Raw genomic sequence first — 21,252 nt, forward strand, 5'->3', positions numbered from 1 at the left:
CATCCCTCTCGGCGGCGGCTTGACCGGACCGTTCGCGCCGCGCGTGATTCCGGCCCGGGGGAGAGCGCGGAGTCCGCGCTCGGGCCCGCGGCGCTAGCCGCTCCCGGCGGCCCCACTCATGCCGCCCACCGCGCTTGCAGACGCTGTCGTCGGCGCCCGCCTCGCGAGCGAACGCCAGCTTCTCGTCCCTGCCGGCCAAAGAGCGCGGCGACGTTCCGCCCTTCCCTGGCCCGGCACGCGCCGTCCAGCCCGCCGGCGCCGGCTCTGGTCGGCGCCGCGGCCGCGAGTCGAGGCGTGTGCCGCGCGCGCGAGTCGAGGCGTGTGCCGCGCGGGTCGGGCGTGTGTGGTTGCGGCTGTGGCCGAGGTGGTGGGTGCGTTGCCGCGCGCGTTGTTGCCGGGAGTCGCGGAGTGTTGCCGAGCGCGTCTGGCGTGTGGGGTTGGCGTTGTAGGCGGGTCACGCGGTTTGTTGGCGCCAGCGCCGCGAATGTGCTGTCAGGAACCGCCCGCCGTCGTCGACCACCACGGCGCCGCGTTGCCGCTGTGGCCAGCCGACGCGGCGCGTTGCTGCCCGCGCGACGCATATCCCAGATAGCGCTGTGGTCGGGACATGCGCCGTGCTGCCCGCCCACACTACGCATATCCGATATTTCCGGTGGCCTACCCGATCGACTGGTATTTCCGGTGGCCTACCCGATCGACTGGGACGCTGGCTGGCCGGCCTGACGCAGTGGCGCGCGGGGCGCTTCCATTATGTGGGAAGGGCGGCCGCCTACTGAGAGCGGTGACCACCTCCTGGACCCGACGTCCGCGATGTGGGACCCGCATCCATTGTGGAGGAATTCTTTGTCAGGTGATGCGTGCTTTGTCCCGCCGGTTTTCCGGGCTGGATGTGGACCTTGGAGAGTTATGGCTCGTATGTGGGCGCAACTATCCAAGGTTCACAAAAAGTCCGCGATGTGGCTGTGGCGTCCCACGAAGTGGGACCGCTGACAGTCAACGGTCGCCGAAGGCCGGGCAGGTGCGCTGACGGCGAGTGGATCGCGCGCGAGCGGGACGATCTCCGCGGCCATGGTCCAAGTGCGCATCGGGCCGGCCTGGCTCGCCGTGGCAATGGCTCGCCGCGGAACGGGTCACCGTGGGAACGGGTCGCCGTGGGAACGGTCACCGTGGGAACGGGTCACCGCCGGAACGGGTCACCGCGGGAACGGGTCACCGGGGAACGGGTCGCCGCGGGAACGGGTCAGCGTGGGAACGGCTGTTCGCCGACGTTTGAGGCTGCGGGCGCAGCCCTCGTTTGGATCTCGCGGGGTCTCGTTGCCTGTCTCGATTGTCAATCAGATGTTGACATAGGTAGGCTGCTGGCGTGGCGGAGTTGGCTGAGTTGAGGGCTGTGCCGGCGGCGCGTGCGCGGCTTGACGCGGAGGAGCTGGCGCTCATCGACCGCGCTCGGCGGGAGGGTGCCACCTGGGCGGACATCGCTGACGCACTCGGGTTGACCAGCCGGCAGGCCGCGGAGCAGCGCCGGCTGCGGCTCGCTACCGCGGCGTCGGCGGGGGTGCGTGCCGAGCTCGATCGGGCGTACGGGCAAGGGATTGCGGGCCTGCGTGCCGCGGCTGCCGAACTCCACCGCCGGGTGGGGGCCGATCGCCGCTGGGACCGGCGTTTCGTCCGGGCCGCGTTGGTGCGGGAGACGCTCGAGGCTAGCGCGGACGCTCCCGGAGGGTCCTTGTTCTCCCTGGCGGCTGCCGTTGTTGGAGACCTTTCGCCGGAGGTCACCGCGGCCCTGCCGGGTCCCTCCCGGGCTGCGGTGGGCCGGCTGCGGGCAGCACTCGAAGCCGCCGCACCTCAACCTTGACAGATTGCCGCTCAACTCCCGAGGATGAGCGCACTCGGCTCAAGTCCCTCGGGAGGCCCGGATGCGGCGCAACGCAGCGCTCTTTGTCGTCATCTCGCTGCTGTCCGGCTTCGGCAGCACGATGATGGGCCTGGCCGCCAGCATCTGGATCTTCGATCTGACGGGCTCGGTGGGGCTGGCGGCGCTGATCGGCATTTGCACGTACGGGCCGTCGCTGGCCGCGCCGTGGCTGGGCGTCCTGGTCGACCGGCTCCCGCGACGCCCGCTGCTGATCTGGTCCGACCTGATCCTGGGCGTTCTGTTCCTGACGCTGCTGACGATCGACTCCGCTTCGGGCGTCTGGCTGATCTTCGCGGTGCTGCTGGTGCGCGGCGTCAGCTACATCGTCCTGGACGCCGGTGAGTCCGCGATCCTCCCGGCAGCCCTCCCGCCGTCTCTGCTGGGCGACGTCAACGGCTGGCGAACGAGCGCACAGGAAGGCATGAAGCTGCTGGCCCCGCTGGCCGGGGCGGGCTTGTATGCCTGGCGCGGGCCCACTCCGGTGATCCTGATCGGCGCCGCGATGCCACTGTTGAGCGCCGTCTGTTACGCCTTGATCCGCCTCCGAAGCGCCGCCCGAGCATCCGGCGGGTCGGGTGCGACCCGATCTGCCGGGTCGGGTGCGACCCGATCTGTCGGGTCGGGCGCGCATGGATCCGCTGGGCCGGGAGTCTCGGCGTCTGCCGGGTCGGGTGCGCAGGCATCCGCTGGGTCGGGTGCGCAGGCATCCGCTGGGTCGGGTGCGCAGGCATCCGCTGGGTCGGGTGCGCAGGCATCCGCTGGGCCGGAGGTCTCCGGAGTCGCCCGGCAGGCTTCGGACGCGTTCGCCGGGCCGGGGGAGGCGCCGGCCTCCGCGGCGGCGCGCGGAGCGCGTGGTGTCTGGGCGGGGGTTCGGCTGCTGCTCGGTGAGCCGGCGGTTCGCGTCCCGGTGTTGGTCGCCGCGGTGGCGATCACGTTGTCGGGGGTGAGCACCGCGGCCGTGCTCGCCCGCATCGTGCATGACCTGCATCTGTCGGCGGCCCACCTTGGGCTGCTGACCAGCGCGCAGGGCGCCGGCTCGATCGTCGGCGGGCTGGTGGTGGGTCGGCTGCTCGCCAGGCGGTCGCCGAGGGTCATCGCCGGCGGCGGCGTCGTGGTCTTCGCCGGCGGCGTGCTGATGTGGTGTCTGCCGTGGTGGCCCGCGATGATCGCCGGCAGTGTCGTCGTGGGGCTGGGTCTGCCGTGGACGCTGATCGCCGCGGTGACCGCCGTTCAGACCGAGACGCCCGATCACCTCCTGGGCCGCGTGGCGGCGACGTCGAACATGGTGATGTTCGGGCCGATCGCGCTCTCCATCCCGCTGGGGTCGGCCTTGGTCGCGGCCGGCGCCCGCGCTGTGCTGCTCGCTGTCGCGGTCCTTGCCGCGCTGGCCGGGGCCGTGGTCCTGCGTGTGAACACATCGCCGATCCAGCCGGCCCTCGACCGGATCAGGCGCTGATCAACTGGCGGCAAGGCGCGAACAAACAACCGAACACAACGGCACCCTGCCGACGGCGTACGGGAAACGGGGAAGGCAGAAGGCCGGGCACGCCATTGTGCCCGGCCTCCTGGTGAGGGGAGTTCAGCTTTTTCGCGTGACCGCCTTGCGGTAGTCACTGTTGAGGCGCCCGATCAGGGTGAGCGGAATCCCCTTCGGACAGACCGTGGTGCACTCGCCCATGTTGGTGCAGCCGCCGAAGCCGGCGTCGTCCTGGGCCTGCAACATGTCCAGCACGCGGGTGTCGCGTTCCGGCTGGCCCTGCGGCATCAGGCCGAGGTGCGCGACCTTCGCCGCGGTGAACAGCATCGCCGAGCCGTTCGGGCAGGCCGCGACGCAGGCGCCGCAGCCGATGCAGGTGGCCGCCTCGAACGCGGCGTCGGCGTCCTTCTTCGGGATCGGCATGGCGTGCGCGTCCGGGGCCGTCCCGGTGGGGGCGCTGATGTAGCCGCCGGCCTGGATGATCCGGTCGAACGCGGTGCGGTCCACGACCAGGTCTTTGACAACGGGGAACGCGGCGGCCCGCCACGGCTCCACGTCGATCACGTCGCCGTCGTTGAAGTGCCGCATGTGCAGCTGGCAGGTCGTGGTGGCCCGCTCCGGCCCGTGCGGTGTCCCGTCGATCACCATGCTGCACATGCCGCAGATGCCCTCGCGGCAGTCGTGGTCGAACGCGATCGGGTCGTCGCCGTCGAGGATGAGCTGCTCGTTGAGGACGTCCAGCATCTCCAGGAAGGACGCGTCCGCGGAGATGTCCTTGACGTCGTAGGTGACCATCTTGCCGTCCGCGGCGGGACCGGCTTGCCGCCACACCCGTACCTTGATGTCCATTACTTGTAGCTCCGCGTGCTCGGGTGGACGTACTCGAATTCGAGCTGTTCCTTGTGCAGGGTGGGCTTGCCGTCCGGGAAGGAGCTCGCGTACTCCCAGGCCGCGACGTAGCTGAACTCGTCGTCGTGGCGCAGCGCCTCACCGTCCGGCGTCTGCGACTCGGCGCGGAAGTGGCCGCCGGCCGACTCCCGCCGGTGCAGCGCGTCGATGCACATCAGCTCGCCCAGCTCGAAGAAGTCGGCGACCCGGCCGGCCTTCTCCAGGTTCTGGTTCAGCTCCTCGCCGGTGCCGGGCACCTTCACCCGCGTCCAGAACTCCTCGCGCAGGCTGCGGATGAGCCCGATGGCCTTGGTCAAGCCTTCCTCGGTGCGTTCCATGCCGCAGTACTCCCACATGATGTGGCCGAGCTCGCGGTGGAACGAGTCGACGGTGCGGTCGCCGTCGACCGCGAGCAGCCTGGTGATCCGGTCCTCGACCGCCTGGCGCGCCTCGACGACCGCCGCGTCCTCGTCCGACACGACCGGGAACGGCCCGCTTGCCAGGTAGTTGCTGATCGTGTTGGGCAGCACGAAGTAACCGTCGGCGAGGCCCTGCATCAGCGCCGAGGCGCCGAGCCGGTTCGCGCCGTGGTCGGAGAAGTTGGCCTCGCCGACCACGAACAGTCCGGGGATCGTCGACTGCAGATCGTAGTCGACCCACAGGCCACCCATCGTGTAGTGCACGGCCGGGTAGATCCGCATGGGGACGACGTACGGGTCCTCGCCGGTGATGCGCTGGTACATCTCGAAGAGGTTGCCGTACTTGGCCTCGACCGCGTCGCGGCCCAGCCGCGAGATGGCGTCCGCGAAGTCCAGATACACACCGAGGCCGCCGGGCCCGACGCCGCGGCCTTCGTCGCAGACGTTCTTGGCGGCGCGCGACGCGATGTCCCGGGGAACAAGATTACCAAATGACGGATAAATCCGTTCAAGGTAGTAATCGCGCTCTTCTTCCGGGATGTCGCCCGGCGCCCGCTTGTCGTCGCCCCGCAACGGCACCCACACCCGGCCGTCGTTGCGCAGCGACTCGCTCATCAGCGTCAGCTTGCTCTGGTGCGTACCCGACTCCGGGATGCACGTCGGGTGGATCTGCGTGTAACAGGGGTTCGCGAACAACGCACCCTTGCGGTGCGCCCGCCACGACGCGGTGACGTTGCAGCCCTTGGCGTTGGTGGACAGGAAGAAGACGTTGCCGTAACCGCCCGAGGCCAGCACGACCGCGTCCGCCATCTCCGTGGTGATCTCGCCGGTGACCAGGTCGCGCACGACGATGCCGCGGGCCTTGCCGTCCACGATGACCAGTTCGAGCATCTCGTGGCGGGCGTTCATCTCGATGTTGCCGAGCGCGATCTGCCGTTCCATCGCCTGGTACGCGCCGAGCAGCAACTGCTGGCCGGTCTGCCCGCGGGCGTAGAAAGTGCGCGACACCTGGGTGCCGCCGAACGACCGGTTGTCGAGCAGGCCACCGTACTCGCGGGCGAACGGCACGCCCTGCGCCACCGCCTGGTCGATGATGTTCGCCGACTCCTCGGCGAGCCGGTACACGTTGGACTCGCGCGCCCGGAAGTCGCCGCCCTTGACCGTGTCGTAGAACAGCCGGTACACGGAGTCACCGTCGTTGCGGTAGTTCTTCGCGGCGTTGATGCCACCCTGCGCGGCGATCGAGTGCGCGCGGCGCGGGCTGTCCTGGTAGCAGTACGACTTGACGCGGTACCCGGCCTCGGCGAGCGTCGCCGCCGCGGAACCGCCGGCCAGGCCGGTGCCCACCACGATGACCGTCAGCTTGCGTCGGTTCGCGGGGTTGACCAGCTTGGCCGAGAACTTGCGGCGTTCCCAGCGGGTCTCGATCGGGCCGTCCGGCGCCGCGGTGTCGGCGATCGGGTCGCCCTCGTGCCAATACTCGGTAGTCATTGCTCAACCCACCAATCCGGTCAGAACCGCGAACGGCACCGACAGGTAACCGACGACCAAAACCAACGACAGGACCAAGGCGGTCGTACGGGCGAGCCGCTCGCCCCGGGCGGTCTGCTGACCGAGCGTGCGCACCGCGCTGAACAGTCCGTGACGCAGGTGGAAACCGATCGCCACGATCGCGAGCGTGTAGAACAGCGTCACGTACCAGCGGCTCGGTGCGAAGTCGGCGACGATGTTCGCGTACGGCTTGCCGCTCTGCGCGTTCGGGTTCAGCGTCAGCGTGCTGAGGTCCAGGATGTGGTAGATCACGAACAGCACCACGATCACGCCACCCCAGCGCATCGTGCGCGCCGCGTAGCTGCCCTGCACCTTGGGCCGGTGCGCGTACTTCACGGGGCGGGCCTTGCGCGCCCGGCCGTAGAGGATCGTGGCCGCCACGATGTGGCCGATCACCGCGATCGTCAACCCGCCGCGCTGGATCCACAGGTACCACTGGTTCGGCAGCACGGGGTTGCCGATCGTCCGCAGCCAGTGCGCGTAGTGATCGAACGGGGTCTCACCGAAGAAGATCTTCAGGTTGCCGATCATGTGCGCGTACAGGAACAGCACGAGCAGGATCCCGGTCACCGCCATCAGGATCTTCAGGCCGATCGAGGAGGGCTTCTTGCGTTGCACCGGAGCGGGCGTCGCCGGTTTCCGGGTAGTCGTATCCACCGCCACATACTGGACGGTAGGAAGGTCGCGGCGATTCGTCTAATGCATGATCATCGTAGTAACCATAGAGATAAGCTATTGAGGTGCAACTCCAGCAGCTTCGCTACTTCCTCGCCTTAGAACAAACCCGGCATTTCACCCAAGCGGCCGAACGTTTAGGCGTTTCACAGCCGACCTTGAGTAAACAAATTCACACGCTCGAAGCGAGCCTCGGCGCGCCCCTTTTCGACCGGATTCGGGGGGCTGTCACGCTGACCGAGGCCGGCACGACGCTGCTGCCGATCGCGCAACGCATGATCGCCGACGCCGACGCGGCCCGCGAGGGGGTTCGCGACCTCATCGGCCTGCGCCGCGGCGAGGTGCGGCTGGGCGCCACCCCGAGTCTCTGCTCGTCGCTGGTGCCGGACGTGCTGCGGACGTTCCGGGCCGCGCATCCGGACATCCAGCTCTTCATCGACGAGGGCAGCTCGCAGGATCTGATCGACAACCTGGCCGCGCACACGCTGGACCTGGCCCTGATCGTGCAGCCCGCGCGCGGCGTCGACGAGGCGCTGGAGGCGACGCCGGTGCTGCGCGAGGGCCTGGTGGTCGCGTCGGTCTGGGACGCCCCGCCGCCCTCGCCGAACCCGCAGATCTCGCTGAGCGAGCTGGAACACGTGCCGCTGGTGATGTTCCGGTCCGGCTACGACATCCGCGACGTCACGCTGGAGGCCTGCCGCGCCGCCGGGTTCACCCCGAAGTTCGCGGTCGAGGGCGGCGAGATGGACGCGGTGCTGGCGTTCGTCGAGGCCGGGCTGGGGGTCGCGCTGGTGCCGAGCATGGTGCTGGTCAACCGCCCCCGGCTGCGGGCGACGCCGCTGGCATCGCCCGGCATGCAACGCACCATCGCTCTGGCGCATCGCAAACGCTCGGTGCTGCCCCATGCCGCACAAGCCCTGCGTACGACGTTGCTGGCGCACGTGGCCACCCAGGAGCTGCCGGTCGGCGTTCGTCCCCTGTAGAGCCTTCTGATCGAGGGGTATACGGATTTAGCATCCTGCATGTGTTGCGTGCCGAGTTCAGTGACCCGCGGATGGTGGCGGTCTACGACGCCGAGCACGTGTGGGGCTGGGAGCACGACTTCTTCATGTCCGCGCTGGCCGAGCGCATCTCGCCGCGCGTGCTGCACTTCGGCTGCGGCACCGGCCGGCTCGCGATCGCCATGGCCGCGGCCGGGCACCAGGTCACCGCGGTGGAACGAGCGGCGCCGGCGCTGGACGCCGCGCGCCGGAAACCCGGAGCCGCCCGGGTGCGCTGGGTCGAGGGCGCGGCCGACGTGCTGGACGCTCGCGCGTACGAGACCGTGCTGCTCACCGATCACGTCGCGCAGTTGTTCGTGGATGACGATCAGTGGTCGTCGGTGCTGGTGCGGCTGCGGCGGGCGCTCGTCCCGGGCGGGCGGCTGATCCTCGACAGCCGCGATCCCGGGTTCGCCCGGTGGACCACGTGGAACCCGGTCGAATCGCGCCGCACGGTGGTTCTGCCGGACGGCGTCACGGTCGATGCCTGGGACGAGGTGACCGACGCCGCCGAGCCGACCGTCACGGTGGCGCACCACTACGCCTTCACCGGCGGTGAGCAACTGACGAGCTCCGGTACCCTCCGTTTCCGTACCGAAGCGGAATTACGGTCCACCGTGGAGGACGCCGGGTTCGACGTGGACCGCGTCTACGGGGGATGGGCGCGCGAACCCGCGGGCCTCAGCTCGGACGGCGAGCTGTTGCTCTTCGCCGTGACAAGGCCGCAGCGTACGGGCTGAATGTGCCAACCGGTCCAGGAAGGTTGTCGCCGGTGAATATGTGACTAAGATTCGTGCACGCTCAACCTTGCGTAGCGAAAAGTTGACCTTGAGTAGGCGAAGGGCGGTGGCATGTCCGACATCTCGCGGCATGAGCGTGACCCGGGGATCGATCCACCCGAATGGGGACCTCATCACCATCGGTCACCGGAGAACAGCCTCAGCCGCTTGATGCTCGCCGCGTCCGTGGTGCTGATCCTGGTCGCCGTGGCCGGCGGCACCACGTGGTGGATGTACACGCGCGACCCGGTCGCCGACCCGTCGCAGTCGTTGACGCGGCCGTCCGGCACGTCGTGCCCGCCCGCGGCCCTCCGCGTCGCCGCCGCCCCCGAGATCGCGCCGGTCGTCCGTGACGCGGCCACCACCATCGGCCCGCCGCGGGGTGGCTGCCCCGCCGTCGAGGTGGTCGCCGAGGAGCCGTTCGCCACCGTGTCCGGCCAGCGCAAACCCGACGTGTGGATCCCGTCGAGCAGCGTGTGGCTGGGCATGAGCTTCGGGACGGCGTACGAGACGAAAGGCGCACCCCTCGCCCGTACGCCCATCGTCCTCGCCGCACCCACCGTGTTGAAGGGCGTGTACGCGAAGGGTGACAAGACGTCGTGGGCCGGCCTCACGACGGCGGCCGCCGAGCAGCGTCTGCCCGCGGTGTCCATGCCGGACGCGGAACGCAGCACGGTCGGCATGCTGTCGGTGCTCGCGGTCAACAAGGCGATGGAGCACACCACCGCGGACAAGGGGATCGCCGAGCTCAAGGCGCTCACGCTGCGCAGCCGGCTCACCGAGACCGGCGCGGACGCCGCGTCGATGCTGGCCAAGGTCGCCGGCGAGTGGAACGCGAGCAAGGTGGTCGACAACTTCGGCGTGTTCCCGACGACGGAACAGCAGCTCAAGGCGTATCAGAACGCCGGGCACACGGTGGCGCTCGCCGGTGCGTATCCCACCGACGCGGTGGTCGAGGTGGACTATCCGTTCGCGGTGGCCCGGGGGACCGAGCATGGTGATCTGGCCGAGCGGTTACGGTCGGCGATCGGGCGCACGCAGCTGACCGACGCCGGGTTCCGCACGTCCGCCGAGAAGAACGCGGTCGCGATCCCCACCGATCCGCGCGCGCTCCTGGCGAAGACTCGTGCCTGGGCCGGGTACCGCTCGCTGGCCTCCCAGGTCCTGTTGCTGATCGACACGTCCGGCTCGATGAACGACAAGATCAAGGACGCGTCCGGCCGGGAGACCACGCGGGCGGCGCTGTTGCGGGCGTCCGGCCAGGCGGCGTCGGAGTTGTTCGGCGACGATACGAGCATCGGCATGTGGTATTTCGGGGCCGCCGCGCCGACGAGCCCCGCGCACCGCGAGATCGTGCCGTTCGGCCCGGTGACGGCGGACATCTCCGGCAAACCGCGCCGTGACGTGCTGGCGTCGGCGATGGAGGGTTATCGGGCCGAGACCACGGCCGGGACGCCGCTGTATCAGTCGGTGCTGGACGCGACCGCCGAGATGCAGGCGAAGGTCAAACCGGGCACCGCGACGTTCATCGTGGTCCTGACCGACGGCGCCGACGGCGAGTCCCGTTTCGCGATGACCGAGGGCCAGTTCCAGGACCGGTTGAAAGCCGAGATCGACCCGGCCGCCCCGGTCTCGATCATCGCGGTCGGGTACGGTCCGGACGCCAACATGAAGGCACTGTCCAACATGGCCAGCACGACGGGCGGAACGGCGATTCCCGCGACGAACTCAGCCGACCTGGCGTCGGGCATAGCGAAGGCGTTCCTGGCGGCGCACTCCGGAAAGTAGTCAGCGAGCCGGGCCGATCTCGTCGGCCACCATCTGCGCGGAGAGGGTCACCATGGGCAGGCCGCCGCCCGGGTGGACCGAGCCGCCGACCAGGTAGAGGTTGCCGACCGGACCTTTGTTCGGGGGGCGCACCAGGGTCGCCGCCGTGCCGTAGATGGCGCCGCCCGGGGCCCCCGCCGACACGGCCAGGTCGTGCGGGGTGCGGGTCTCCATGAACAGCAGACGGTCGCGCACCTCCACGCCCCGGCCGGCGAGCACATTCAAGACATGCCGCCCGTACGCCTCGGCCAGCCCCGGACGCTGCCAGTCCACGGCCGACCAGGCCGTACCGTGGCGCGGGGCGTTGACCAGGACGAACCAGGCTTCGGAGTCCGGCGGATGCACAGCCGGATCGTTCGCCCGCGTCACGAAGATCGTCGGGTCGGAGGCCAGCGTGGCCCGGCGCCCGGCGGAACCGAAGATCGCGTCGAACTCGGCGTGGTAGTAGCGCGGGAAGAAGACGTTGTGGTGGGCCAGCGCCGGCGTCCGACCGCGCACGCCGAGGAGAAGCACAAAACCGGCCAGGCTCCGGTCGCTGAGGCGGGCCAGCCGCGACGGCGTGGGCAGCAGGTCGCGGTAGACGGTCAGGGCGTCCACGTTGGACACCACAAAGTCAGCGGCTTCGAAACCACCGTCGGCCAGCCGGACTCCGGTCACGCGGGTGGGCTGATTCGAAACCGAAATTTCCGAAATTTCGGAGTTTAGGTGGATGGCCACGCCCAGGGATTTGCAGCGGGCCGCCAAATCGGACGCCAGCGTGCCTAAACCGCCGGGCAGATACCAGCCGCCAAATTCCAGCTCGGCATACGGGATCGCGGCCAAGGCGGCCGGCGCGCGTCGTGGGTCGGCGCCGGCGTACGTCGCGTAGCGCTCCGCCATCATCCGCAACCGCGGATCCCGGAGGTAGTGCCAGGCGAGGTCGCTCAGCGTGCGGCGCGGCGCGATCGCCGCCAGGTCGCCCACGCGCCAGGACAGGGCCAGCAGCGACGCCGGCGTGACAGGCTTCCGCAATACCGAGCGCCACGACGCGCGCCAGATGTGCTCGGCCCGCCCCCAGAAGCGGTGCCAGTCGGCGGCCGCGGCCGGGCCCAAGGCGGCCGTGATGCGGCCCAGGAATTCCTCGTGCGACGAGCACGAATCGAGGACCGTGCCGTCCGGGAAAACGTGCCGCACGATCGGGTCGAGCGCCTCGGCCCCGGCCGGCAACGAGTCGAAGACCTGCGGCAACGTCAGCAGGCTCGGCCCGGTGTCGAAGACGAACCCGTCCCGCGAGTAGACGCCCAGCTTCCCGCCCGGCACCGCCGCGCGTTCGTGCACCACGACCTCGTGCCCGGCCGACGCCAACCGGATCGCCGCGGTCAGCCCGCCGACGCCCGCCCCGATGACCACGATGCGGCTCATGGCCACCGCCTTGCCCGAGTGAGGTCGGCGCCGACACCCGTCATACCGGCCGCCCCCGCCAGGTGAGTGTGCCGCGACGGTGCACGCGGAAGGAGCGCGCCACCAACCACGCGAAAACCGCGATCGAAGCCGGCTGCGCCCAGGCGTCGGGCCAGGCACGGCCGGAGGTCGCGCGGGCGGTCACCACCCGGCCGGCGACGCCGAGCAGGTACGCGACCAGCGCGAGCACGCCCCACGAGACGCTCCCGAAGGCCAGCAGCAGCACGGCGGCGAGGGGTGGGGAGGCGTACAGGAGGAGCAGGGTGACCACGACGATGCCGGCGCCGGGGGCGGAGCCGAACGACGCCCAGAGCGACTTGCTGTAGCCGGCCACCAACGACGGCCAGGACGTGTACATCTCGCAGGTCGCCACCGGTGACGCGTCCGCCAGCGCGATGCGGCCGCCGGACCGCTTGATCGCCCGGGCCAGCGCGACGTCCTCCAGAACTGAGTCGAGCACCGCCGCGTGACCGCCCGCGACCGCATAGCCGGCACGGTCCGCTACCAGCCATTGCCCGCCCGCAGCGGCCAGTGACGGCCGGGGCGAGCGTTCCATCGCGCGTAACGGCAGGAACGTCAGCCAGGACCATTGCAGCAGCGGCTGGACCAGCCGCCCGGCGCCGGTGATCTTCGGATAGGGCGACAGCAGCGTGACACCCGTCCGGCGCAGCAATCCGACGGCGGCCGCCACGGCGTCGGGAGCCAGGACCACGTCGGCGTCCACAAAGGATATGACGGTCGCTTCGGAGGCGGCGTCGGCCAACTGCCGGCACGCGTACGGCTTCCCGAGCCACCCCGCCGGTAGCGGCGCGCCACTCAGCAGATGGACCTTGTCGCCGGCCAGCGCGCGCACCACCGCCGCGGTGTCATCGGTCGAGTTGTCGTCCAAAACCCAGATCTCCAGGTCCGGTACGCCTCGCTGAGCCAGCAACGCGTTCAGGCACGGGCCGACACGGTCCGCCTCGTTACGCAGTGGCAGCAGCACCGCGACCTTCTCCGCCGTCACCGCACCGCCGGCGGGCACCCGCCGGAGGAGTAACGAATTGATCACCGTGTGCGCGAACAGCGCCACCCACGGGAGCAGGACCAGCCACTTCACCGGAACCGCCGGCGCGCGGCCAAGGGGATCACCACGGCGCCCATCACGATGCCGCCCCACAGCGCGGACGCCGGAAGGCCGAGGAAAACCGCGTGGGCGAGCACCGACGAAGCGTACGTCCAAAACCAGAGCGTGATGATCGGCGCGTCACTCCGGAGGGGTCGTTCGATGGCCCGTTGGCCGAGGACGGCCAGGGCCGTCATGAGGACCAGCGCGAACCCGAGCCAGCCCAGGTAGTTGCCGATCGGGATACCCGGCACGCCGGGTAACGCGGGCGTGGGCGACTGCCAGCGCCAGTAACCCTCGGCGACCATCTGCGGATCGAGGAAGAGGTCCCAGGCGGCCAGGCCGACGGCGGCCGTGACGATGCGCAGCCACGGGCGCCGCGTCAGCCGGACGGCGGCGAGCCAGGCGGGCCACGCCATCCAGGTCCAGGCCAGCGGGATGATCAGCGGGACGCCGAGGAGCTTGGGCCCGAGCCTGCCCGAATAGTCGTAGGTGCCGAACGGGAAGCTCGTCGCGACGCCGAGCGCCTCGACCGCGAAACCACCCAGTGTCGCGGTGCCGACCAGCGCGAGGGCCGCGCGGGTGCCCCGGGTGAGCAGGGCATGCGACACCGACAGCAGGTACCCGAGCAGCACGGTCGCCACGGTCAGGCCGGCCCGGACGTCACCGCCGGTCAGTGGATAGCAGATCTGGCACAGGACCAGGACGGCCAGCAGAATCCACGGAAGGCGGTGACGCAACGGGTCACATGCCGACGATGCCGGGGGCGTCCTCGGCGGCCCGCTCGGTGACCGGGAGCGTACGCCCCAGGATCGCGAACGCGCGCTCGTCGCCGGGGAAGATGAAGTCGCGCAGCACATCGACGAAACCGAACCGGCGATACAGCCGCCAGGCCCGCGAACGCTGCTCGTCGGCCTCCGGCGTGGACAACAGCACGGTCGATCCCTCGGCCATCGCGAGCAGGGCGCGCAACTGGCGCGCGCCGACGCCGTGGCCCTGCGCGGCCGGGCGGACGTGCAGCTCGACGACCTCGAAGGTGTCGGTCAGCCAGTACGCCCGGGACGGGTCGTCGAGCGCGCTGCGCACCTGGTCGTGCCACCACTGGCCGGGGCCGGACGTGTACCCGTACCCGAAACCGGCCAGGCGGCCGTCCGTGGTGAGGGTGGCCACCGCGCGGAAACCGGGGCGGCGCACGTGGGCACCGATGTAACCGCGCCGGGTCTGCAGCAGCTCCTGGCGGTAGCCCATCGCCTCGCCGTAGACGTCCACCACGTCGTCCAGCCGCCGCAGCAGATCGTCCGGCTGCCACGCCACGAGCCTCATCGGTTCCGTCCCGCCTCTTCCTCGGCCACCCAGCCCAGCACCGAACGGTCGCCGCTGATCTCGCGCACCGCGAACCGGGCGAAGAGGTCCTCCGCATACCACCGGTCGGCGGGTGTACGCGCGATCACCGCGCGGTGCTCCGGCTGACGGTACGCGAAGCGGGTCAGGTCCGACGAGCCGCGCCACACGCTCACCGTGCCTTGCCAGCCGATCGGCGCTTCCCCCATGCCGAAATGGGCCAGGAGCCCGGGCGCTTTGTCCAGCTCTGTGGCGACCGGGGGGATGGCGCGCCAGAAGGTCAGAGCTTTGGCCGGGCGCAGGCGGGCGCGGGTCAGAGCGAGAACCATGCCGCCGGGATCCGTGGTGGGTGTCCCGAACGGTTCGGTGCCTGACCAGCGGCCCCGGCTGGACAGCAAAGCGAGGTCGACCCGGCAGTGGGCCGTCGCCAGGCGGTCCCAGCCTGGGAACAAAACCGGTGAATCGCTAACGGTGATTGCGGCGTACCGGGTGAGATCGGCGTCCGAGGGCCGGAAACCCCTCGCGGTGCCGACGAACTTCGCGAACGACGCGTGCGGCGGCCTGCGGGACAGCGCCATGCGGAAGAAGGCCGGGGCCACACGGCGTACCCGCCAGACATGCAGGGTGATCAAGCGACGTCGGCCTCGAGGCCGTCGGTTACCCGGACGAGTTCGGCATAAGAGATCGGAAAGACCGCTCGCGGTACGCCTCCGGCAGCCCAGATCACCGGAAACCTCGCGAGGTCCCGGTCGACCACGGTCCGCACCGGCTTCGGATGGCCGAGCGGCGCGACCCCGCCGATCGCCTGGCCGGTGTGCTCGCGGACGAACTCCGGGGTGGCGCGGCGCAGCCGGGTGATGCCCAACGCGGCGGCGACGCGATCCGTGTCGACCCGATGCGCGCCCGAGGTCAGCACCAGCAACGGCTCGCCGTCGGCGTCGAAGATCAGCGAGTTGGCGATCTGCCCGACCTCGACACCGAGGGCGGCGGCGGCCGCGGCGGCGGTGTGCACGGCCTCGTCGAGGATGACCACTTCGGGCGCGTTGCCCCCGGCCGCGGCCAGCGCGCCGCGCACTGCCGTCACGTTGGGATGTGAGTCCATCCGGTCATTCTGCCCGGACCGCTGCCTCGCTGGCCTCCCATAATCGGGCGGCGACGGCCGGGTCACTCGCGTGTGCGGCCGGTTGCGTGGGTTCGCGGCCGACGTAGTAGGCGCCGTTGACCAGGCGGTCGGCGGGGGCGGTGGCGAGCCAGACCAGTTGCTCGCCGGCCCGGTCCGCCGGAACCAGGCCGGGGGCGTACCGGTAGAAGAGGCGTACCAGGGGGCCCTCGCCGAAGTTGCTGCGGACCACGCCCGGGTGGAAGGACACGCTCGTGACGTCCGGCCAGCGCCGGGCCAGTTCCGCGGCGAACAGGACGTTGGCCGCCTTCGCCGCGCCGTAGCGATGCCGGTAGCCGGGGTCCTTGTGGAAGTCGGCGGGGTCGGGCCGGCCGTCGTGGTGCGCGCGGGACGAGGTGGTGACGACCCGGGCGCCGCTCAGGCAATCGCGTAACAGGGTGGTCAGCAGGAACGGGCCCAGGTGGTTGCTCTGGATCGCGGCCTCGTAGCCGTCCCCGGTCACCCGGTAGTCCTTGATCATGCCGCCGGCGTTGTTCGCGAGGACGTCGATCGTCTTGACCTCGTCGTGTAATCGGGCGGCCAGATCGCGTACCTGGGAAAGGTCTTCGAAGTCGGCCTGCGCGCAGGCGGGCTTGCCACCGCCGGCCTTGGTGACGCGTTCGACCGCCTCGGCCAGGCGGCGGGGATGGCGGCCGATCAGGAAGACCCGGTCGCCGCGGGCGGCGAACTGCTCGGCCGCGGCGAGACCGATTCCGGAACTCGCACCGGTGATGACAACGGATAAATCCATGCCTGCTCCTTTATTCGGCGCGCAGGAAGAGGAGGACCGCCAGGACGCGGCGGGACTCGGCGCCGGTCGCCGGGATGCCCAGCTTTCCGAAGATCGTCGAGACGTATTTCTCCACCGCGCGCAGCGTGATGACGAGACGGTCGGCGATGCCCTGATTGGAGTGACCCGTGGCCATCAGTTCCAGCACCTCACGCTCGCGCGGCGTCAGCCGCTGCAGCGGATCGTCCGGGCGCGGGCGCGACACCAGTGCCGAGACGATCATCGGGTCGACCGCGGTGCCGCCGGCCGCGACCCGGTGCACCGCGCCGACGAAATCGGCCACGTCGCTGATGCGGTCCTTGAGCAGATATCCGGCGCCGTCGGCCGAGTCCGCGAACAGACGCAAGGCCAGGGCCGGCTCGACGTACTGGGAAAGCACGAGGACCCGGACGCCGGGGTGGGCGGCCCGGATCGCCACCGCCGCGCGCAGCCCCTCGTCGGTGTGCGTGGGCGGCATCCGGATGTCGACGATCGCCACCTCCGGTTGCAGCGCGCCCACCGCCCGGTGCAGCTCCTCCGCGTCGCCGCAGCGCGCGACCACGTCGAACCCGGCGTCGCCGAGCAACCGGGCGATCCCCTCCCGGAGCAGCACGCTGTCCTCGGCGATGACTACCCGCACGGCAGCTCCGCCCGGATCCGGGTGCCGTGCGCGGACGCGCTCCACACCCGCAGCGTGCCGCCGAGCGCCTCCACCCGGTCGGCCAGCCCGCGCAGGCCCGAGCCGTTCGCGGTGTCCGCCCCGCCGACGCCGTCGTCGCGCACCTCCACGACGAGGTGGTCGCCGCGGCGCTCGATCACGACCGTCACGGTGGTGGCCGCGGCGTGGCGGTCGATGTTGGTGAGGCTTTCGCAGACCACGTAGTACGCGGCGACCTCCACCGCCTCGGCCGGACGCTCCGGGAGGCGCACGTCGAGGCGTACCGGGACGCTCGCCTGCCCGGCCACCGACTCGAGCGCGACCGCGAGGCCGTGCCCGGTCAGCACCGCGGGATAGAGGCCGTGCGCGATGTCGCGCAGCTCGGCCAGCGACGCGGCGACCTCGCGCTTGGCCTCGGTCACCGCCGTGCGCGCCTCCGCGTCGGCCTTGAGGCGCTCCTCGAGGATGCCGAGGCGCAGGGACAGGCCGACCAGACGCTGCTGGGCGCCGTCGTGCAGGTCGCGTTCCAGGCGGCGGCGTTCCTGGCGGCCCGCCTCCAGCACCCGTGCCCGCGAGCCCCGCACCTCGGCCAGGCTGGCCCGCAGCTCGGCGCGCAGGCGACCGTTGTCGAGCACCATCTCGGTGGCGGCGACGACCGCGTCCAGCAGTTCCGGCTCGTCGGCCAGCGAAGGGTGGTGGACGATCGCGGCGATCGGCTCGCCGTCACGACGGATCACGCGCTTGACCGCCGGTGCCTCGGCCGGGCGGCCCTCCTGGTCGACCCACCGTTCGTATCGGGGCAGCCAGTAGAGCAGCGACACGGACGGGTCACGCAGGGCGCGGGCCAGCGCGGGTTGCAGGTCGCCGTCGGCATCGCGCAGGTCCACGACGAGGTCGCCGACGCCGGTGCGGGCCAGCCGCGCGTCCAGCAGCCCGATCAGGAAGGCGACCGGGGCCAGGCCGAGGATCGCGATCGTCACCCGCTGCACGATCGGGAAGCCGGGACCGGCGAAGACGCCCATCACGAGCAGCACCGCGAGCGAGACGAGGCCCAGCGAGAACGAATCGACCAGGTTTCTGGTGGCTCGTCGGTGCGCGGCGCCGCGGCGTACGGCAAGGAAAGCGACGCCGGCCAGCAGCAGCGTCGCGAGGGTGAGCAGCTCGACGGCGTGGACGATGCCGGCCGCGTCCGGGGCGTCGACGACGGCGAGCAGATCGTCCGGGCCGAACGCGCCGAGCAGCATCGCGGTCACCTGCAGGCCGATCGACACCGCGTAGGCGGCGCCGACCAGCAAACGGGTCGCGCGGTTCGGCAGGCGGCCGGTCGGGAAGGCGAGGAAGACGTGCAGGAACAGGGCCACCACGAGCAGGTCGAACGCCTGGCCGACGGTGAACGCGACCGGATTGGTGGACCACGCCAGGTTCGACAGGCCGGCGCCGAAACCCACGGCGATCAGCAGCGGACCGAACCGGCTGTCCGGGCGGCGGTGCCAGGCCACCAGGCCGCTGACGATGTACGTGGTCATGAGCCAGACGAAGAGCACCGCGGAATCGACGTGATCCGTCGCCGCGCCGAGCACGACCGACATCGCCACGGCGGCGAGACCACCCAGGCCGATGAGCACCGTGCGGCCGGCCGTCGCGCTGCGGCCTAACGCGAGGGCGTCAATGCAGGTCACGATAGCCGGATCCACCAGAAACCCGTACCCCCGGACGGCCAGTGGGCCCGGTGTTGCGGCGGTGGTCGCGCTGCGAGCGTCTATCCCATGCTTACTTTCGTACGGCGTTGGCCGCTTCCCACATTCTTCGTGCTCACCTTTGTCATCGGCTGGCTGCCGTGGCCGTTCTACGCCGCGGGGATACTGCCCGGCACCAATTTCCTGCCGATCGCGCCGCTGGCCTCCGCGCTGATCGTGCTGCCGATCTCCGTTGGCCGGGCCGGGCTGCGCGATCTGGGCGCCCGGATGATCCGGTGGCGGGTGCCCTGGTACTGCTATCTGGCGGCGGTCGGGTTACCGCTCGCGGTGATCTTCGGGACCGCGTGGGCGAACGCCGGGCTGGGCGGGACGTCGTGGTCGCTGTCCACGATGGCCTGGGGGTCGGTGGCCGTCGCGTTCGCGGTGCGCTGGATCAACCCGCTGGACGGGCCGCTCGGCGAGGAGCCCGGGTGGCGCGGCTACGCCTACCCGCGGTTCATGATTGCGCCGCTGCCGGCGGCCCTCGTGCTCGGCGTGATCGTCGCGGTCTGGCATCTTCCGCTGGTCTTCTCGGGCGAAGGGAACCCGGTCGGCTGGGTCGGGCTGCCCACCACCTTCGTGATCACGATCGTCTACTGCTGGCTGTTCCGCCGGTCGCGGGGCAGTGTGCTGCTGACGATGCTGTTCCACGTCACGCAAGGGGCGGTCACTCCCGCTACGTTCGGGTATTCGGACATTTCGGATTCTTCGGATGTGGACCGGATGTTGTGGCTCGGGTTCGGTGCCTGGATCGTCGTGGCGCTCGCCGTGGTGCTTCTGGATCGGGCGGTGTGGCGTACGGAAGACGTGGTTCCTGACTCTTCGCCGGTTTTGACCACGGCGGTCGTGCAGAAGTCTCTGACCTGAGTCAGAGAAATCGGGGTTAGCATCCTTCAATGGACCAGGTCGAGAGGGTGCGCGAGTTCAACCGGTACTACACGGCGCGCCTCGGTGTGCTGAGCGACCACTACCTCGGGGGTCGGCGGCCGCTCAGCGAGGCGCGGGTGCTGTTCGAGATCGGATCCGGTGCCGACGTCCGGGATCTGCGCGGGCGGCTCGGGCTCGACTCGGGTTACCTGAGCCGGCTGTTGCGGACGCTGACGCGGCAGGGGCTGGTGGAGGTGCGGCCGCATCCGTCGGACGGGCGGGTGCGGACCGTTGTCCTGACGTCCTCGGGTGCGCGGGAGCGGGCGGATCTGGACGCGCGGGCCCGGTCGAGTGTGTCTTCGCTGCTGGGGGCGCTTTCGTCAGGCGAGCGGGAGCGGTTGATCGAGGCGCAGGATGTGATCCGCCGGTTGCTGCGGCTGGGGGCGGTGACGATCTCTTCGGTGCCGGACGACGATCCGGCGGCGCGGGCGTGCCTGCAGCAGTACGCGGAGGAGTTGGCTTCTCGGTTCCCGTCCGGGTACGACCCCTCCGTTGGGCTGGTGCCGCCCGGGTCGTTGGACGGGACGTTCCTGCTGGCCCGTGAGGGTTCGGCGGCGGTGGGGTGCGTCTGCTGGGAGCGGATGCCGGCGCCCGGGGTGGCGGAGATTCGTCATTTGTGGGTCGGGGCTTCGGCGCGGGGGCTGGGGTTGGGGCGGCGGTTGCTGGCGGAGCTCGAGGCGGACGCGGTTGCGCACGGGATTTCGCGGCTGCGGTTGGGGACGCACAGCAGCTTGACCGAGGCGATCTCGTTGTATCGGCACAGCGGGTACGAGGAGATTCCGCCGTACGGCGAGGTGGTCTACAACGAGCTCAACTTCGAGAAGGTGCTGGCTGTGGGCGTGCGGTAGTTCGGTTTCGCCGTTTGGGGGCGTCGGCACAGATGGATTTTGTCGCTTTTATCATCATTTAATGTCTGCGATCTGGTGGCCGCGGCCGGATTTTCGAGACCTTGGAGAGTTACGGCTCGTATGTGGGCGTAACTCTCCAAGGTCTGGAAATCGGGCAGGAATCGGTGGCCGCAAATTGGACAATACGGGACTAAACGACTGTCCTGTTCGGACTATCGTCCGCGATGCAGACATTTTCGTCCGGATAGTGGGACCGCTGCCTGCGGGTGCCGGTCGGGGGCTCTCCGGCCGCGGGGTCTCCGGCCGCGGGGTCTCCGGCCGCGGGCTCTCCGTCCGCGGGCTCTCCGTCCGCGGGGTCTCCGGCCGCGGGGTCTCCGGCCGCGGTGTGACGGGCTGCCGCTGCGGTTGTTTTGGGGGATTTGGGCGGTGCGGCGTGGTTGTCGGGGTGCTCGATTGGTGGATGGCGGACACGAGAGGCCGGGGCGCCGCCGAGGTTGCTTTTTTGTCGTACCCCAGTGCTAGTCTCTTCCATAGTTAGAACGGATGTTCGAAGAGTTCGAACGACCGTGCTAACTGCGGGAGCCGTGTTTCGCGGCATGGCCTCCGGTGCGGCACCCGCGAAGTGCCGCACGTAAGGCTCCGGGCATTCGCGGGTCCGGCGCCTTCAGACAAGGCAGGACCGTCGTCCGCTGCCCCCG

General features: G+C 70.3%; 19 protein-coding genes. 7 read left to right on the forward strand and 12 right to left on the reverse strand.

What is annotated here, in order from left to right; translation table 11 throughout:
* Window positions 1-1,363: 1,363 nt before the first annotated feature.
* Together HH310_RS31870 and HH310_RS31875 are read left to right on the forward strand one after the other, a co-directional pair.
* Window positions 1,364-1,855: a hypothetical protein gene (locus tag HH310_RS31870; RefSeq protein WP_312034447.1), complete on the forward strand. Its 492-nt coding sequence runs from the start codon at window positions 1,364-1,366 to the stop codon at window positions 1,853-1,855.
* A 61-nt stretch (window positions 1,856-1,916) separates the two neighbouring features.
* Entirely contained in the window at window positions 1,917-3,371 is a 1,455-nt protein-coding gene (locus tag HH310_RS31875; protein ID WP_169179421.1) for an MFS transporter, read from the forward strand.
* 123 nt (window positions 3,372-3,494) lie between these two features.
* On the opposite strand, the gene HH310_RS31880 is transcribed toward HH310_RS31875, so the two are convergent.
* Genes HH310_RS31880 through HH310_RS31890 form a run of 3 tightly spaced genes read right to left on the reverse strand, consistent with a single transcriptional unit; the run spans window position 3,495 to window position 6,868 of the window.
* On the reverse strand, window positions 3,495-4,241 hold the full coding sequence (locus HH310_RS31880) for a succinate dehydrogenase/fumarate reductase iron-sulfur subunit (RefSeq protein WP_169179422.1): 747 nt from the start codon (window positions 4,239-4,241) through the stop codon (window positions 3,495-3,497).
* Window positions 4,241-6,190 (reverse strand): fumarate reductase/succinate dehydrogenase flavoprotein subunit, encoded by a 1,950-nt coding sequence (locus HH310_RS31885; RefSeq protein ID WP_169179423.1) that lies wholly within the window; start codon window positions 6,188-6,190, stop codon window positions 4,241-4,243. Before HH310_RS31885 ends, HH310_RS31880 begins: the two co-directional genes overlap by 1 nt.
* 3 nt (window positions 6,191-6,193) lie before the next feature.
* Window positions 6,194-6,868, reverse strand: coding sequence for a succinate dehydrogenase cytochrome b subunit (locus HH310_RS31890; RefSeq protein WP_312034462.1), 675 nt, complete (start codon window positions 6,866-6,868; stop codon window positions 6,194-6,196).
* A gap of 116 nt (window positions 6,869-6,984) precedes the next feature.
* Between HH310_RS31890 and HH310_RS31895 the strand changes: the two genes are divergently transcribed.
* The 3 genes from HH310_RS31895 to HH310_RS31905 all read left to right on the forward strand — a co-directional run bounded on the left by HH310_RS31895 (window position 6,985) and on the right by HH310_RS31905 (window position 10,532).
* Window positions 6,985-7,908, forward strand: coding sequence for a LysR substrate-binding domain-containing protein (locus HH310_RS31895; protein ID WP_312034463.1), 924 nt, complete (start codon window positions 6,985-6,987; stop codon window positions 7,906-7,908).
* A 41-nt stretch (window positions 7,909-7,949) separates the two neighbouring features.
* Window positions 7,950-8,705: a class I SAM-dependent methyltransferase gene (locus HH310_RS31900; RefSeq protein WP_169179426.1), complete on the forward strand. Its 756-nt coding sequence runs from the start codon at window positions 7,950-7,952 to the stop codon at window positions 8,703-8,705.
* 210 nt (window positions 8,706-8,915) lie between these two features.
* Entirely contained in the window at window positions 8,916-10,532 is a 1,617-nt protein-coding gene (locus tag HH310_RS31905; protein ID WP_248294640.1) for a VWA domain-containing protein, read from the forward strand.
* Here the strand turns inward: HH310_RS31905 and HH310_RS31910 are convergent, their stop codons facing one another.
* From HH310_RS31910 to HH310_RS45580, 9 genes are read right to left on the reverse strand one after another with little or no spacing between them, the layout of a single operon-like run.
* Window positions 10,533-11,972 carry an NAD(P)/FAD-dependent oxidoreductase gene (locus HH310_RS31910; RefSeq protein ID WP_169179428.1) on the reverse strand — a complete coding sequence of 480 codons (1,440 nt, stop codon included), beginning with the start codon at window positions 11,970-11,972 and terminating at the stop codon, window positions 10,533-10,535.
* Window positions 11,973-12,012: 40 nt separating this feature from the next.
* Window positions 12,013-13,110, reverse strand: a complete 1,098-nt coding sequence (locus HH310_RS31915; RefSeq protein WP_169179429.1) for a glycosyltransferase family 2 protein — start codon at window positions 13,108-13,110, stop codon at window positions 12,013-12,015.
* The gene (locus HH310_RS31920; protein ID WP_248294637.1) at window positions 13,107-13,856 is read right to left on the reverse strand and encodes a carotenoid biosynthesis protein; all 750 of its coding nucleotides are present in this window, start codon (window positions 13,854-13,856) and stop codon (window positions 13,107-13,109) included. Before HH310_RS31920 ends, HH310_RS31915 begins: the two co-directional genes overlap by 4 nt.
* 4 nt (window positions 13,857-13,860) lie before the next feature.
* Window positions 13,861-14,439, reverse strand: coding sequence for a GNAT family N-acetyltransferase (locus tag HH310_RS31925; protein WP_169179431.1), 579 nt, complete (start codon window positions 14,437-14,439; stop codon window positions 13,861-13,863).
* The gene (locus HH310_RS31930; RefSeq protein ID WP_248294641.1) at window positions 14,436-15,035 is read right to left on the reverse strand and encodes a monooxygenase; all 600 of its coding nucleotides are present in this window, start codon (window positions 15,033-15,035) and stop codon (window positions 14,436-14,438) included. The genes HH310_RS31925 and HH310_RS31930 overlap by 4 nt, the downstream gene beginning before the upstream one ends.
* A 50-nt stretch (window positions 15,036-15,085) precedes the next feature.
* Window positions 15,086-15,559 (reverse strand): YbaK/EbsC family protein, encoded by a 474-nt coding sequence (locus HH310_RS31935; RefSeq protein WP_169179433.1) that lies wholly within the window; start codon window positions 15,557-15,559, stop codon window positions 15,086-15,088.
* 4 nt (window positions 15,560-15,563) lie between these two features.
* Window positions 15,564-16,367: an SDR family NAD(P)-dependent oxidoreductase gene (locus HH310_RS31940; protein ID WP_169179434.1), complete on the reverse strand. Its 804-nt coding sequence runs from the start codon at window positions 16,365-16,367 to the stop codon at window positions 15,564-15,566.
* 10 nt (window positions 16,368-16,377) lie between these two features.
* Entirely contained in the window at window positions 16,378-17,025 is a 648-nt protein-coding gene (locus tag HH310_RS31945; protein ID WP_169179435.1) for a response regulator transcription factor, read from the reverse strand.
* Window positions 17,016-18,722, reverse strand: coding sequence for a sensor histidine kinase (locus HH310_RS45580; RefSeq protein ID WP_169179436.1), 1,707 nt, complete (start codon window positions 18,720-18,722; stop codon window positions 17,016-17,018). Before HH310_RS45580 ends, HH310_RS31945 begins: the two co-directional genes overlap by 10 nt.
* Window positions 18,723-18,809: 87 nt before the next feature.
* On the opposite strand from HH310_RS45580, the gene HH310_RS31955 reads away from it, so the two are divergent.
* Window positions 18,810-19,646 (forward strand): CPBP family intramembrane glutamic endopeptidase, encoded by an 837-nt coding sequence (locus HH310_RS31955; protein ID WP_169179437.1) that lies wholly within the window; start codon window positions 18,810-18,812, stop codon window positions 19,644-19,646.
* A 29-nt stretch (window positions 19,647-19,675) separates the two neighbouring features.
* A complete protein-coding gene (locus HH310_RS31960; RefSeq protein ID WP_169179438.1) occupies window positions 19,676-20,554 on the forward strand; it encodes a MarR family winged helix-turn-helix transcriptional regulator in 879 nt (292 codons plus the stop codon).
* The last annotated feature ends 698 nt before the right edge of the window (window positions 20,555-21,252 follow it).

The sequence above is a fragment of the Actinoplanes sp. TBRC 11911 genome (assembly GCF_012933445.1).
Classification (GTDB): Bacteria; Actinomycetota; Actinomycetes; order Mycobacteriales; family Micromonosporaceae; genus Actinoplanes.

Excerpts from the sequence above, each read along its gene's own strand:
- HH310_RS31875 (WP_169179421.1), top strand. The coding sequence starts at position 1,917 with ATGCGGCGCAACGCAGCGCTCTTTGTCGTCATCTCGCTGCTGTCCGGC.
- HH310_RS31880 (WP_169179422.1), bottom strand. The coding sequence starts at position 4,241 with ATGGACATCAAGGTACGGGTGTGGCGGCAAGCCGGTCCCGCCGCGGAC.
- HH310_RS31885 (WP_169179423.1), bottom strand. The coding sequence starts at position 6,190 with ATGACTACCGAGTATTGGCACGAGGGCGACCCGATCGCCGACACCGCG.
- HH310_RS31905 (WP_248294640.1), top strand. The coding sequence starts at position 8,916 with ATGCTCGCCGCGTCCGTGGTGCTGATCCTGGTCGCCGTGGCCGGCGGC.
- HH310_RS31910 (WP_169179428.1), bottom strand. The coding sequence starts at position 11,972 with ATGAGCCGCATCGTGGTCATCGGGGCGGGCGTCGGCGGGCTGACCGCG.
- HH310_RS31925 (WP_169179431.1), bottom strand. The coding sequence starts at position 14,439 with ATGAGGCTCGTGGCGTGGCAGCCGGACGATCTGCTGCGGCGGCTGGAC.
- HH310_RS31930 (WP_248294641.1), bottom strand. The coding sequence starts at position 15,035 with ATGGCGCTGTCCCGCAGGCCGCCGCACGCGTCGTTCGCGAAGTTCGTC.
- HH310_RS31935 (WP_169179433.1), bottom strand. The coding sequence starts at position 15,559 with ATGGACTCACATCCCAACGTGACGGCAGTGCGCGGCGCGCTGGCCGCG.
- HH310_RS31940 (WP_169179434.1), bottom strand. The coding sequence starts at position 16,367 with ATGGATTTATCCGTTGTCATCACCGGTGCGAGTTCCGGAATCGGTCTC.
- HH310_RS31955 (WP_169179437.1), top strand. The coding sequence starts at position 18,810 with ATGCTTACTTTCGTACGGCGTTGGCCGCTTCCCACATTCTTCGTGCTC.
- HH310_RS31960 (WP_169179438.1), top strand. The coding sequence starts at position 19,676 with ATGGACCAGGTCGAGAGGGTGCGCGAGTTCAACCGGTACTACACGGCG.